At 59.6% G+C, this 13,563-nt stretch carries 15 protein-coding genes; 6 read left to right on the top strand and 9 right to left on the bottom strand.

The genetic code is table 11. The annotated features are described in order from the left end of the window. Positions 1 to 34: 34 nt before the first annotated feature. Positions 35 to 946, top strand: a complete 912-nt coding sequence (locus tag ATE40_RS19775) for an arginase family protein (RefSeq protein ID WP_063918366.1) — start codon at positions 35 to 37, stop codon at positions 944 to 946. Positions 947 to 962: 16 nt separating this feature from the next. On the opposite strand, the gene ATE40_RS19770 is transcribed toward ATE40_RS19775, so the two are convergent. The 8 genes from ATE40_RS19770 to ATE40_RS19735 form a co-directional block, all read right to left on the bottom strand. Next, complete coding sequence (locus tag ATE40_RS19770) at positions 963 to 1,586, bottom strand: LuxR C-terminal-related transcriptional regulator (protein WP_019455217.1); 624 nt, start codon at positions 1,584 to 1,586, stop codon at positions 963 to 965. 101 nt (positions 1,587 to 1,687) lie between these two features. Further along, positions 1,688 to 2,227, bottom strand: coding sequence for a fimbrial protein (locus tag ATE40_RS19765; protein ID WP_019455216.1), 540 nt, complete (start codon positions 2,225 to 2,227; stop codon positions 1,688 to 1,690). A gap of 19 nt (positions 2,228 to 2,246) precedes the next feature. Next, positions 2,247 to 3,251 (bottom strand): fimbrial protein, encoded by a 1,005-nt coding sequence (locus tag ATE40_RS19760; protein WP_063918367.1) that lies wholly within the window; start codon positions 3,249 to 3,251, stop codon positions 2,247 to 2,249. 14 nt (positions 3,252 to 3,265) lie between these two features. Continuing rightward, positions 3,266 to 3,877, bottom strand: a complete 612-nt coding sequence (locus ATE40_RS19755) for a fimbrial protein (protein ID WP_063918368.1) — start codon at positions 3,875 to 3,877, stop codon at positions 3,266 to 3,268. An 11-nt stretch (positions 3,878 to 3,888) separates the two neighbouring features. Beyond that, positions 3,889 to 4,635 (bottom strand): fimbrial biogenesis chaperone, encoded by a 747-nt coding sequence (locus ATE40_RS19750; protein ID WP_048795382.1) that lies wholly within the window; start codon positions 4,633 to 4,635, stop codon positions 3,889 to 3,891. A 24-nt stretch (positions 4,636 to 4,659) separates the two neighbouring features. Next, complete coding sequence (locus ATE40_RS19745) at positions 4,660 to 7,161, bottom strand: fimbria/pilus outer membrane usher protein (protein WP_025159889.1); 2,502 nt, start codon at positions 7,159 to 7,161, stop codon at positions 4,660 to 4,662. 71 nt (positions 7,162 to 7,232) lie between these two features. After that, entirely contained in the window at positions 7,233 to 7,781 is a 549-nt protein-coding gene (locus ATE40_RS19740) for a fimbrial protein (protein WP_019455212.1), read from the bottom strand. Positions 7,782 to 7,882: 101 nt separating this feature from the next. Then, a complete protein-coding gene (locus ATE40_RS19735) occupies positions 7,883 to 8,413 on the bottom strand; it encodes a fimbrial protein (protein ID WP_019455211.1) in 531 nt (176 codons plus the stop codon). A gap of 758 nt (positions 8,414 to 9,171) precedes the next feature. Between ATE40_RS19735 and ATE40_RS19730 the strand changes: the two genes are divergently transcribed. The 5 genes from ATE40_RS19730 (at position 9,172) to fetB (ending at position 12,668) form a co-directional block, all read left to right on the top strand. After that, positions 9,172 to 9,585 (top strand): hypothetical protein, encoded by a 414-nt coding sequence (locus tag ATE40_RS19730; RefSeq protein WP_063918369.1) that lies wholly within the window; start codon positions 9,172 to 9,174, stop codon positions 9,583 to 9,585. A gap of 2 nt (positions 9,586 to 9,587) precedes the next feature. Beyond that, a complete protein-coding gene (locus ATE40_RS19725; RefSeq protein ID WP_063918370.1) occupies positions 9,588 to 10,715 on the top strand; it encodes an FKBP-type peptidyl-prolyl cis-trans isomerase N-terminal domain-containing protein in 1,128 nt (375 codons plus the stop codon). Positions 10,716 to 10,752: 37 nt separating this feature from the next. Then, positions 10,753 to 11,040, top strand: a complete 288-nt coding sequence (locus ATE40_RS19720) for a FaeA/PapI family transcriptional regulator (RefSeq protein WP_063918371.1) — start codon at positions 10,753 to 10,755, stop codon at positions 11,038 to 11,040. A 190-nt stretch (positions 11,041 to 11,230) separates the two neighbouring features. Further along, entirely contained in the window at positions 11,231 to 11,908 is a 678-nt protein-coding gene (fetA, locus tag ATE40_RS19715; RefSeq protein WP_063918372.1) for an iron efflux ABC transporter ATP-binding subunit FetA, read from the top strand. Then, a complete protein-coding gene (gene fetB / locus ATE40_RS19710; RefSeq protein ID WP_019455206.1) occupies positions 11,895 to 12,668 on the top strand; it encodes an iron efflux ABC transporter permease subunit FetB in 774 nt (257 codons plus the stop codon). The genes fetA and fetB overlap by 14 nt, the downstream gene beginning before the upstream one ends. Before the next feature lie 36 nt (positions 12,669 to 12,704). Here the strand turns inward: fetB and ATE40_RS19705 are convergent, their stop codons facing one another. Further along, positions 12,705 to 13,541, bottom strand: coding sequence for a TIM barrel protein (locus tag ATE40_RS19705; RefSeq protein WP_063918373.1), 837 nt, complete (start codon positions 13,539 to 13,541; stop codon positions 12,705 to 12,707). Positions 13,542 to 13,563: the final 22 nt, after the last annotated feature.

Raw genomic sequence — 13,563 nt, 5'->3', positions numbered from 1 at the left:
CTACGACGACGTTTTTTGCACGGAGATCGCGCGTATGCACCTCATTCTTGCACCGAGCAATCTGGGCCTGCGGCCGTTGCGGCCCGGCCATGTGCCCGGCGTCTGGCGGGCGCCGCAGGCGCTGATGGCGCAGCGGCTGGTGGAAAGGCTGGCGGCGAGCGCGGTCAGCACCTTGCCGCAACGGCCTTATTCGCCGCTGGCGCAGCCCGGCACTCGCATTCGCAATGGGCATGCTATCCGCGCCTTCAATCTACAGTTGGCGGAGGCGGTTGCTGCTGTGCAGGGGCAAGGAGACTTTCCGTTGGTTGTCGGCGGCGACTGTTCGATCCTGTTGGGGGCGCTGGCCGGGGCGCGCCGGGCGGGGCCACTGTCGCTGGTGCATATCGATGGTCACAGCGACTTTCGCCACCCCGGCAACTACGATACCGCACAGATGCTGGGTGCGGCGGCAGGGATGGATTTGGCGCTGGCGAGCGGCCGCGGCGAGCCCCTGCTGACGACCTGGCCCGGCATCGCGCCGCCGCTGGTGCCGGAACGGCAAATTGTGCAGCTGGGGGAGCGCGAAAACCGGGATGCAGACTTCGCCTGGCCGGATATTGCGCAGACGGCGATCGAGCGCATCGACGTTTTTACCGCCCATCAGATCGGCGAGGCGGAAATTGTCCGGCGTATCGAGCGGGTATTGGCCGCGCAGCCGCAGTGGCGTTTCTGGCTGCATTTCGACGTGGACGTGCTCGACCAAACAGTGATGCCAGCGGTCGATTCGCCGGGGTCACCCGGCATCGATCGGCAATGGCTGGAGAATATCGGCGCGCGTCTGCTGCAAAATCCGCTGTGCTGCGGCATGACGGTGACGGTATTCGATCCCGATCTCGACCCCGCCGGCCATTATGCGGCGCTGCTTGTCGATATGTTGGCGGCGATGTTTCGGCAATCTGGCGCATAATGGTGTGTTATCGCCCTCAACCCAAACCCCGCTGATTCAGCAACACCTTATTCAACTCGCTGTTTTTACGCACGTTCAGCTTGCGCATCGCCGAGCGTTTATGGGCGCTGATGGTTTTCTGGCTGCGTTGCAGCAGGCCGGCGATGCTGCAGGCGGACATGCCGCTGCTCATCAAACCCAGCACCTTTTTCTCGCAGTGGCTGAGCGCGGCGATGCGGCAAGCCTGGCATTTCCACGTGCCGGCGGCGTGCAGCGCCACCCACGGGTGCTGGATGAACTTTTCCAACGCCATCTGCAGCTTGAGGCGGATGGCGTAGGCCGAATCGCGCCGATGAATGCTGAACAGCGGCGGTGAATTTTTTACCTGTTGCTGGGTCGCGTCGTCGAGGATCAGCAGGGTCAGCTGCCGTTGGCGCGGGGTGCCGTAGGGGCTTTGATAGCAGCTGGCGCAGCCCCAGCGCTCTTCCGGCGTGCGAAGCACGATTTCGATGTTATCCAATGCCTGCAGCGCCAGCGGCGAGAACTGCGGGTACAGGCGATGGCATTCGTTCAGGGAGTGCAGATAGTCCTGCAGCAGCAGACGCAGCCCCTGCTGGTAGAAGTTATCGCTGTCGAACAGCGTGAAGCGAATATCTGGCATGGGTGCCTCCTTAAAAGGCCGCGCCGGAGCGAACGGTGACGGCCAATCGCCGGCGATTGCGCGCCGGTCGTTTTCCTGATTTCCCTGGGAAGGTGCGGGGCTTATTGGTACGCCAGCACAAAATTGGCGACGGACGTGAATTCGCCTTCGGTAATGCTTTGGTTTTGAATCGCGCTGGGCCTCCCCTGCACATAGGCGGTGAAGTTCAGGCTGTTGGGGCCGTTTTGCAGTGCGACGGCGCTGGTGGCCTTGTTCAAATCGATGTCCGCGCCCTGATGATCGAACAGGGCGATGGCGGCGCCGTTCGCGCCGTTGTTGATCGCCAGCTTGCCCGGCAGTTCTCCGTCTTCGGTGCCGCTGAAGGTCACGCTGACGGATTTGAACACCGTGGTCTTGCAGTCGGTCAGCTTGATGCTGAACGGCACCGGCGTAGTATGGCCGTAGCGGTACAGGGTTTTGACGATCACCGTGCCCATCTCCACCAGTTGATCGGCGGACTGCGGTTCGATATTGCACGGGCGGCTCACCACGGTACCGTGGAACTGCACCGGCGCGCCGATAAGCTCGGTGTTCGCCGCTGCCGGCATGACGGCAACCCACCAGGGCGCGCAGACCAGCAGCGTTAAAGCGCGTAGACGCATTTTTTCGTTCCTCCCTCGGTTACTGGAATGCCGCCACGATGGTGGCCGACGCGTTGAATTCCCCTTCACCGATCTCCGCGCCGCCGTTGGCGAACGGCGCCGCCACCAGGTTCCAGGAACCGCCGTTGCCGATGTTCGGCACCGGATAAAACTCATTCGGGATGACCAGCTGGCCGTTGTGGGTCAGCCGGATGCCGAGATCGTTCTTGTCGGTTTTGAACACCTCGTTGCTGAAGGAGGCCGCCGTACCCGACACCGCCAGCTTGATGTTCAGCGTGCCGTCCTCGAAGCTGCCGCCCTCGCACTGGAAACGCACTGGGATGCTTTGCGGGTAGTTCGAGCCGTTGAGATCGCTGCCGCCGATCTCGCCGAACTCCACGTTGATCAGCTGGCCTTCGTTCACCACGCATTTATCCGGCACATAAAGGATCGCGGACTGGATAAACACCTGCGCCATCGGATTAGGGCCGAAGCCGCCGTCGGTCGAGCCGAGACGGCCGTACATCTCGATGATCTGCCGATCGTTAATCTCGACGCCGTTGATGATCTTCTTGCGCACCCGGAAGGTGATCTTGCCTTTGGAGCCGCTGCCGTAGTTGTTGACCTGCAGGTACGGTGGGCGGCAGCTGTGTTGGCTCAGCAAATTCGATTCGTTGTAAAAGGGCACGGTGACGTAGGCGTTCTTGTTGCCGGCGATCCACACCTCGGCCTTTAAATCCAGAAAGTCATTCAGCTTTAAATAGCCGTTGCCGTAGTCGGAAGGAGGCAAGGCTGAATCCGACTTGTAAAAGTGTGGGCTGGTGGGGATAGGGGTATCGCAATACACCTTGCCGGTATAGGTTCCGCCGAGATCATAAGGAAACAGTTTGGTGAACCCCACCTGGTTGGTGATGTTGCTTTGATTGAGGTCGATATAGAACTGTTTCGGCCCGCCGTCCGGCGTGACATAGCCGTTGGCCCAGGCGGCGGGGGCCGCCAGCGCGATCGCCAGCGGCAGGCAGAGTTTGGTCAGTTGAGTTTTCATTGCGTTCTCGAACCTCACAGGTAAATCACCTGAATATGCGCCACGGCGGCGAACCCGGCCGCCATCACCGCCCGCTGGGTGGATTCCACGCTGGCGCTGAACCACAGGGTGTTGCTGCCGGGCTGCAGAATGTAGGGGCGGCTGCGCTGATTCAGTTCCAGCGCGCGGCCCTGCTGATCTTGCAGCCGCAGGCCGATGCCTTGCACGCCGCCGTTCAGCTTCAGCAGCGACGGATTGTTGACGTCGCTTTCGCCGAGGAACACCAGCGTGGCGGCCTGCTCACCCTGCAGGTAGAGGCGGCCGGCGTCGCCGTTGCGCGGGCCGGCCGGGTTATCCGCCAGCGCTCGCGCGCCCAGCAGGCAGTTGCGGAACGAGAGGCGAAAACGCACCGGCGCACTGCGATCGCCGGTGTTTCGGAAGTCGCGTGCGCTGACGTCGCCCAGATCGACGGCCTGATCCCGGCTATCCGGCGTCAGGCTGCAGGGAGAGCTGAGCAGGCCGCCGTGAAAGCTGACGGTGCCGGTCGTGCCTTCGATCACGCCCAGCGGCGTTGCCGCCAGCGCGCTGCCGCCGCACAGCAGCGCGCCGAACAGCAGCGGACGCAGTCGATCGGTGAATTCAGCCATGCTGGACCTCCTTATTTTTTCTCGGGCACGGCGGTGCAAACGCTGCCGTTGCAGGCGAAGCGCAGCTCGGGGTGGCCGCCGTAGTCGTTGATGTAGGTGATGACGAAGCTGTTCATGCCGGTGTCGTGCAGCTTGAGGTTTTCGCTGGATTTCGGCTTCAGCATCAGCGGTTGAAAACCGCCAATCGCGCCGCCGCCCTGTTTTTGCGTTTGCCGCGTCATGCCGGTCAGGGTGATGTAAAACGGCGTCGGGTTGTCGACGGTGATGGCGCCGCCGCTTTTACGGAACACCAGCTTTTCCTGCCACACTTCACCCTTGGGCGCGACAATCGCCTTCGGCCGGTAGAACAGCTTGATCTGCGTTTGCAGCGCCAGCTGCATCACGTTGGTTTTGGTGCTTTTCGGCGGGATCTCGCGCAGGTTGAAGTAGAACACCGACTCGCGATCCTGCGGCAGGCGATCCGCCTCCGGCGTTTTAGTGATGCGCACCACACTGCGCTCGCTCGGCTCCACGCGCTGCAACGGTGGCAGTACCACCAGCGGCGAGGTGATTTTCTGGTGCTGCTCGTTCTCCAGCCAGGACTGCGCCAGGAAGGGCAGCTCTTTGTTTTCGTTGACGATATTCAGGCTGATCGATTTGGCGTCGCTCACATAGACGGCGCGCGTGCGATCCAGCGATATCGCCGCGTCGGCGGTGGGCAGTACGGCGCTCAAGGCCAGGCCGGCGGCGGTCAGTAGCGTTATCGGGTGTTTGTTCATGTCATCATTTCTCAGCGTTACGGATTACAGGGTGGCGCACGGCAGCAGCAGCTGGTCCAGCGGCTTGGCGGCGCCCGGGATCACGATGCGGCAACGGCGTTGGCCTTCCCAGGCGACGTCCAGTTTTTCCTCCGGCTGTACGCCGGTCAGGTAGACCGAGCCGCCGTCGTTGACCACCGCGACCTCGCGGCCTTTCTCGCTCAGCACCGCGGCGCCGAACGGCGGTTCGCTGCCGTCCGCAAGGCGAATGGTGGCCAGCAGCTTGCTGCCTTTCACCACCTCGAAGTGGCGGTAGCCGATGGCGCCTTCGGTCAGCGTGCCTTGCACCACTGCGCGGGTGGCCTCGACGTCGTCCGCCAGCTTGTTGACGTCGATGCGGGTGTCGGTGTTGTAGTAGCTGGTGATGTCGGAAATCACCGCCAGCCCGAAACGGTTGCTGTAGGCGCGGCCGTTGTTGATCGGCACGCCGGCGATGCCGTCGGTGTCGAGCATCATGCGGCTGCCGCCGTTGCTTGAGTTCTGGTGCGCCGCGATGCCGTACCGGGTAGCGGTGAGGCCGCCGCGGAACGAACCGCCGATCGACGAGTAGCTGTCCTGCTGATAAGAGGCGCTGGCGTTCAGCGAGCCGAACGAGGCGTTGTGGGTGTAGTACCCGCGCGCCAGCGATTTGCCGGACTGATTAAAGCCGCCGCTGACCTGCCAGGTATTGTCCGGATCGCTGTAGTCGTTGTACGACGCGGTCTGCGTGACATCGCCATTGTTGGTTTGCAGCGCATAGCCGACACGGCGGCGATCGCCGATCGGCACGGTGAAGTTGAGCATCACGCTATCGTCGGTGCGGCCCTGGTAATAGGTGCGGTAAGCCGACAGCGAGGCGGTGATGTTGCTGATATCGCCGATGCTGAACAGCTTGCTGGCCGACAGGCCGTAACGATCCTGAGTTCGCGCGTCCCAATAGGTCTGGTGCGAGTAGGTCAGGTAGGCGGTGATCGCCTTGGCGGTGTCTTCCGCCATAAAGGTTTTGCTGGCGGTGATGGTGTACAGCTCTTTCTGTCGGCCGTTGTAATTCTTGTCGTAATCGCCGTAGCGCTCCTGCAGATATTGCGACATGTTCATGAACTTGCGCTGCGAGAAGCGGTAGCCGGCGAAGGTGATCTGGCTGTTCAGCTCGTCGAAGCGTTTGGCGTAGTTGAGCTTGAACGACATGCCGCTGGCGGTCGGCTCGCCGGGCAGACGGGCGATCGACTGGGTGACGTCCAGCGACATGGCGCCGAACACGTTCAGATCGCGGCCGAGGCCGAGCGCCCAGGCGTTATAGTCGCCGCCGAGCAGCGCGCCGCCATACAGCGACCAGGCGTTGCTTAACCCCCAGGAGAAGTCGCTGGCGGAAAACAGCGGCCCCTGAGTGCGGTGGTCGTAGGCCGAGGTCTTGCCCAGCGCCACGTTGTAGCGTACGTAGCCCGGCCGGGTCAGGTACGGAATGGTGGCGGTGTCCACCTGGAAGGTCGAGACGGTGCCGTCCTGCTCTTCCACTTTGACGTCCAGCTTGCCGCGTACCGAGCTGTTGAGATCTTGAATGGCGAACGGCCCGGCGGGCACGGTGGTTTCGTACAGCGTGCGGCCTTCCTGCGAGACGGTGATCTTGGCGTTGCTCTTGGCGATGCCGCGCACTTCCGGCGCATAGCCCTGCAGATTAGGCGGCAGCATGCGCTCGTCGCTGGCCAGGTTGAGGCCGGTGAAGCGATAGGCGTCGAACACCCCGGAGTCGAGATAGATCTCGCCCACCGTCAGCTTGGCGGCCTGCATCGGCAGCGCGCGGTAGGCGTAGATCTGGTTCCAGTCGAAACCGGTGCTGCGATCGCCGGCCTGCTGGTTGTAATTGGACTGGAAGTCCGCGCGCAGGCGCCAGGCGCCCAGGTTGGCGCCCAAGGTGCCGTAGCTGCTCAGGTTCTGGGCGGTGTTGTTGTTATGGCTCTGCTTGCCTAGCTGACCGCTGACGTTGTAATCCAGCAGCAGGCCGGGAATGCCGTCATCCCACTGTTCGGGCGGCGTCCAGTCGGGATCGGAGTATTTCATCCATGCCTGCGGGATGGTGATCGCCAGCACGCCGCCGCCGATGCGATCGGAGACGGTCGCACCTTTGATCGCGCGAATGTCGGCGCACTGGTTGTCGTGCCACAGGGTGACTTTCTTGGCCGCCTCTTCCTTCAACGCCATTTTTTCCACCAGGTCGGGCGGCAGGCACACCTGGCTGCCGCTCTTGTTATCTGGTGACGGTAAATACTGAATGCTGCGCTGAGGCAGCGTTTTCTGGTTGATCTTGATATCCAGCAAATAAGCGCCGGGCATGACGTAGTCGGCGTCGGAGAAGCGCGAAAGATCCACTTTGCTGCGCTCGCCGATATCCAGGACGTCGGTATTGAATTCCGTGGCGGAAAATGCCGGACGCACCCAGAGGAAAGACAGAATGACGAGGAGAGGTAGGTGTTTCCGTGTCAGTAATGACGTCATAACATAATCACTCATGGCAAGTCCGCGCCCAATAGCAGGTCATCCGTACGACCTGAATACGTAATGCTGTGCAGCGCCCGCCGGCGCTAGAGATAAGACAGGGTGAATTTGGCCAGAGAGCTGAAGCCGCCCGCCCGCGCCTTATCGGGATGTATGCGCAGCTGCGCGCCGAAACGCAGCGTGTTGTCGCCGGCGACGATCTGGTAATCCGCCGTCGTGCTGCCGAGCGGGATCGGGGCGCCGGCATCGGTCAACAGCTCGATAGCCACGCCTTGCGCCTCGCCATACACGCCCAACAGGGAAGGATCTCGGCTGTCGGCGGTGCCGTCGAACGTGACGTTGGCCGCGCGATAGATAAAGTCGGGCTTCACCTGGCTGGCCAGTTCGCAATTCACCAGTTTGATCGTGAAATGGCGACGGCTGCCGATCAGCACCGATTGCCCGTCCTGTGAGGCGTCGGTCATGGAAATCAGACCGAAATCGACGGTTTGATCCAGGCTGTCGCTGGCGATGCCGCACGGTGTTTCGACGATGGTGCCGCCCAGGCTGACTTTGCCGTGGCCCTGATTTTTCGCTGCCGCCGCGTTGCCTACGCTGAGCGCGATGAGCAACAGACCGCAAAGGCGGATAGTCATGCTGGCGTCTCCCTGTCTTTCCCTGTCTTTCCCTGTTCCCTTGCCGCTCTCGTCGGCATGCAATAAAGCGGGGGATGCCCTGCGGCATCCCCTGTGGGGTATTACAGGTAAGCCAGGGTGAAGTTCGCCACGCTGGTGAAGTCGCCCGGCACCACGGCGGCGGAGGCGCTGCTGCCCTGCAGGTAAGCGGCGAATTTCAGCGAGTTGTCGCCGTCGTTCAGGCCCTGACCGTCGGTCGCCGTGCCCAGTTCCACTTCTTTGGAGTGCAGGTTGTCGTAGATCACGATGCCGGCGCCGGTTGCCGTGCCGCTCAGAGCCAGCAATTTGTTGTTGACCGGATCAGGCGTGCCGGTAAAGGTCACTTTGACGTTTTTCATGGTGGAGATGGAGCAATCTTTCAGTTCGATGTTGAAAGGCTGCATGCTGGATTTACCCTGGTTGGCCAGGATGCGGCTGCTGATCTGGCCCATTGGCACGGTTTGGTCAACGGATTCCGGTGCGACGCTGCATGGCGCATCGATAATTTCGCCGGTAAAGGTGACTTTACCGCTGCCCTGATTAGATGCGGCATGAGCAACAGATGCGGAAGCGAAAGCAATCACGGTTGCCAGCATTAATTTATTCAGTTTCATTTCTCAAGTTCCTGTAGAGAGTTTTTAAATAAAAAGAACAGCACATCTAAATCCCCCGCAGCGGCGGCAACGCCATGTCGCCGGCCGTACGGCTGGAGCCAGATCCTTTTGCTCTGGGCAATACGCCAACATCCGTTATTTATGAGAAATAACGAGATTTTGGAAATCAGCAATGGATTTCTTGGTAAATAAAATACGAGTTTTAAGTGTGACGTGTTGCTGGGAATATTCTTGCAAATAATAGTATTGCTTGGAAATAGATTTTATTAAATTAAGTCAAATTCAGAATATAAAACCAAAAGGAAAAAGAAATATATTTGCTTTAAAATCAATAGATCGTATACAAATATTATCCAGTATAAATCACTATATAAATAACGATATGCGAGATATTAGATCGGGGGAAATAGGGTGGCACCTACAATTCACAATATTGTTTTGCTAATATCGCCCTTAGGCAGCAGAGGCTGAATTTCCTTACTGAAACAAAATATAAAACATAATTTATTGTTTTTATTGCTATTTCATGGTTGTTTGTGCATGAGGGAGTGGGGTTTCTTATTCGCGTTTAGCCAGCGTTTAGACCTAATTGGTTAACAATTAAATAACAATTGCACCGGTAGTGAATTATTCTATCGCATTGCGTGATAGGGATTTTTCGCTGCCTAACCCATTTTGATTAATCAAATTAAGGCATGCGTTGCTGCCGTTCGCTACATAATGATGACTTGCGTGACAATTAAAGGATTATAAACGGAATGATAACGATGATTAATGCTTGCGGCGGACGCCGCGCGGTGGGTTTGGCCATATTTTTGTTTTCTGTTATGGCGCTTTCTGGCTGTGCAGGCGGTAGCAAGACAAACCTGAATTCCGTGAAAAAACTTTCACAGAACAATCCTAATGATAAATCTGATGAACAGCGCATCGCGCTTTGTCAGCAACGGGTTAATTCCTTAAAGAATATTAATCCGCAAAGCTATCAAAAACGCATCGCCTATTTTAACGGCCTGCTTTCCAACGCCTCCGGATATGCCGGGGTGCGCGGCAACGTAGATGAAAGCACCCGCAAAGCTATTGATGCGCTTTATCAATATAAAACCGAGAAATTCTGCGCCGACGTCGAACATGAGCTGATGTCCGATCTGTCTGACCGGGTCGAGAATCTGTAGCCGTGAAGCGCAGTGCGCAAGGATGGGGGATAGGGATCCTGCTGTTGGCGGTGAGCGGGACCGTTTGCGCCGATGACGACGGCATTCCTGCCCTGTTGAAGTTTGCCGAACAGCGGCAGGCGCCGCCGGCCGCGCCCAGGGACGATGCCGAGCGCAAATCGGCGCCCGTACCGGCTGCTAAACCGGCCGCCGTCGCAGGCGCAGATGGCGCTCGTTTAACTGCACTGACGCACTCTTTGCAACAGCAGGCGGAGAAAATCCGTCAGTTGGAGTTGCAGTTGGCGGCGGCTCAGGCCGCTGCGGCGCCGAAAAGGGAGCAGGTTGGCGTCGATATTCGGCCGCTTATCAATGCGTTGAAAGGGGTGAAGCAGGCCATTGCGCCGGTGCCTGAGGTGGGCGTGCTGGTCGCCTCGCTGACGCGAGCCGAACAGCGCAGCGCAAGTTTGATCGCGCAGCTGGCGCAGCAACGGCAGCGGATAGAAACCTTGCTGACAGAACGGCGGCAGGCGGCGCAAGCGCCACCGCTGGCCAGCGATGCGGACAAGCAGGCCTATGCCGCCGGCGTATCGCTGGGGCGCGACATTTTGCATCTGCAGCAGGAGAACCAACGGGCAGGGCTGGAGGCGGACAGGCAGCTTTTGCTGGCGGGCATCGCCGATACCCTGGCCGGTCGGTTGCGGTTGGATGACGCCGCCATCGACAGCGCGCTGCGCACGGCGCAGCAGCGTTTGCAGCAGGCGCAGACTCCCCCTGCGGACGGCAAGGCCTACCTGGCCGATTTCGCCCGACAGGAGGGGGTGAAGCAGGATGCGCTCGGTTTCTACTACCGGGTCGACTATGCCGGCAGCGGCGCGATTGGCACCGACGATCGGGTGGACATCGTGGTGCGCGAGAGTTTGCCCGACGGCCGGGTGGTCAAAGATATGGAGCTGGCGGGAACGGTGATCTCGCAGCCGTTGACGCGCTATCCGCCGCTGTTTCGCGCCGCTATCGAGAAGCTGCAGCGCCACGGCTCGATCACCCTGGTGGTGCCACCTGCGCTGGCATACGGCAAGCAGGGCAGCCCGCCGGCGATCCCCCCGAACGCCACCATGATTTACACCCTGCGCATCGCGGACGTGCAACCGTGAGCGGGGTGCTCAGCAGTAACCACTCAGGAGGAATGCTATGGCCAAGGCGCCGAATACGTTTGAAAGCAGAAAATCGCTGATGCTGAATGTGTTGCAAGGATTGTGCAGGGATCGTGTGGAAGGGTCAGGGGGCCATCATCCCCCGCCGGAGCAGTGGCCGAAGACGCGCGAGCTGGCAGATAAATGCGGTGAAAACATCTATACCACCCGCACCCTGCTGCTGGCGTTGGAAAAGGAGGGCAAGGTGCGCTGCACCCACCGCAGCATCAATAATTCTCTACGCTGGTACAGCTGCGACGAACAGGCAGCGATGAAAAAAGAGTGATTCGGCCCTGGCGGTCGCTTTTGACTATTCCTACAGCTAAGCATTAATTAATCTTATCATTTGGCGGGGCTTTCCGCTCCGCCAATCCTCCTTTGCGTTCCCCGCCCGCCGCGCAGGCATTGCTAAGATGTTTTTTGCGGCCATATACTTATCGCTCAGACGGAAACAGGTGTAGGGAGCCGGCATCGTAATGAAGGAAAAGAAAGACATACTGAGATTGGATGATATTCATTATCAAATAGACAACCAGGTGATCCTGGACTCGGTCTCTTTCACCCTGGGTGAAGGCGAGTTCAAGCTGATCACCGGACCTTCCGGCTGCGGGAAAAGCACCCTGCTGAAAATCATCTCTTCCTTAATGGATCCGACCCGCGGAAATATCTATTTCGACGGCCGGGCGATCGCCGAGATGTCGCCGGAGGCGTACCGCAAGCAGGTCTCTTATTGTTTCCAGACGCCGGCGCTGTTCGGCAATACGGTTTACGACAATCTGGCGCTGCCCTATCAAATCCGCCAACAGTCGCCGGACACGGCGAAAATGAAGGCCGATTTGGCGCGTTTCGGGTTGCCGGAGGCGATGCTGACTAAAGGCATCAATGAGCTTTCCGGCGGGGAAAAACAGCGCGTGTCCCTGATCCGCAACCTGCAGTTTATGCCGCGGGTGCTGTTACTCGATGAGATCACCAGCGCGCTGGACGAGGAAAACAAGCGCAACGTCAACGAAATCGTTCATCAGCTGGTGGCGGAGCAGCGGCTGGCGGTGCTGTGGGTAACGCACGATACCGAAGAGATAGCGCATGCGGACGAGGTGATCACCCTGCGCGCGCACCGCGCCGAGCAACAGGAGCAACAGCATGAATCAGCATAACATCACCAACGAATCCTTGGGCTTGTCGATGATCCTGGTGGTGGTCGCCATTCTGATCAGCCATCGGGAAAAGCTGGCGCTGGAAAAGGACATTATCTGGAGCATCTGCCGCGCGGTGGTGCAACTGATCATCGTCGGCTATGTGCTGAAGTATATTTTCGACCTGGATAACGCCGTTCTCACCGTGCTGATGGTGCTGTTCATCTGCTTTAACGCAGCCTACAACGCCAAGAAACGCAGCAAGTACGTCGAACACGCCTTCGTGACGTCGTTTATCGCCATCACCACCGGTGCAGTGCTGACGCTGGCGGTGCTGGTGTTGACCGGGTCTATCGAATTTACGCCGATGCAGGTGATCCCGATCTCCGGGATGATCGCCGGCAACGCCATGGTGGCGGTGGGGCTGTGTTACACCAACCTCGGCCAGCGTTTCAAAAGCGAGCAGCAGAAGATTCAGGAGATGCTCAGCCTGGGGGCGACGCCCAAGTTCGCTTCGGCGGCGCTGATCCGCGACAGCATCCGCGCTTCGCTGATCCCGACCGTGGACTCGGCGAAAACCGTCGGGCTGGTCAGCCTGCCGGGCATGATGTCCGGGCTGATCTTCGCCGGCATCGATCCGGTGAAAGCGATCAAATACCAGATTATGGTGACCTTCATGCTGCTTTCCACCGCCAGCCTGTCGACCATAATCGCCTGCTATCTGGCCTACCGTAAGTTTTATAACCAGCGTCACCAGCTGGTGGTCGGCAACCTGAAGTAACGCCATGAAAAACGGCCTCCGCGGAGGCCGTTTTTTTTACCCTTGCAGCAGGGCGATGCTCTGGCGGATTTCCCGTTCGATATCCGCCTCACTCCAGCTGTCCAGCTGGGAAGAGAAAGGTTCGAAGGCATAGATGCCGGCGTAGCCCAGGCGTTCCAGGTTCTGCACCTGACGGCGGCTCTCCAGCCGATCGCCCTCGCTCAGCATGATGCGCTCTTCGTCGCTCAACGCGCCTTTCTCCCGCGCGTCTTCCACGCCGGACAGATGCACCAGGCCGATCTGCGCCACCTGGATTTGGGCGTCGAAATCGGCCTGCGTCACGCCGCTCAGATAGTGGTGGAAAGTATCGAGCACGATGCGGTACGGCGCGCCGGCATCGCGGATGATCGCCTGGGTCAGCAGCGACGATCGCAGCGAACTGATGCCGAAACCCAGCGGTTCGACGTATCCCTGTACGCCATAGCGGGCAAACAGCGGCGCCAGCAGCCGCAATGCGGCGAGGGTGTCATCCCGTTTTTGCTGCTCGCTGCGCTGGTCATCGGCGCTGCAGTGCGGGCACAGCACCAGCGCCCGGCTGTGGATGGCCTGGGCCTGCGCCAGCAGCGCTTCGGCGCGTTGCAGAAGCGCCGCCGGGTCGTCCACCCGGTTGAACATGCCAAGGGCGTTGATCGTGACGATGTCGATGCCGTATTGTGCGGCAAGCGCGTTGAGCTGCGCGTCGCTCAGATCGTCGGTCACCTTGCCGCTGGGCATGTCGTTGCGCAGCTCAACCTTGCTGAGCCCGCAACGTTTCACCAGGCGGAAAAAACTGTCCAGATCGAGATTCGGCGCGATCTTGCGGTTAATGCAGAAGCGGTCCAGCGCAATGGTCATGAGGCATTACTCCAGCGGTCAG

Source organism: Serratia surfactantfaciens, assembly GCF_001642805.2.
Classification (GTDB): domain Bacteria; phylum Pseudomonadota; class Gammaproteobacteria; order Enterobacterales; family Enterobacteriaceae; genus Serratia; species Serratia surfactantfaciens.
The sequence above is the reverse complement of the archived record's forward strand: the minus strand, read 5'-3'. Positions and strand labels throughout refer to the sequence as shown.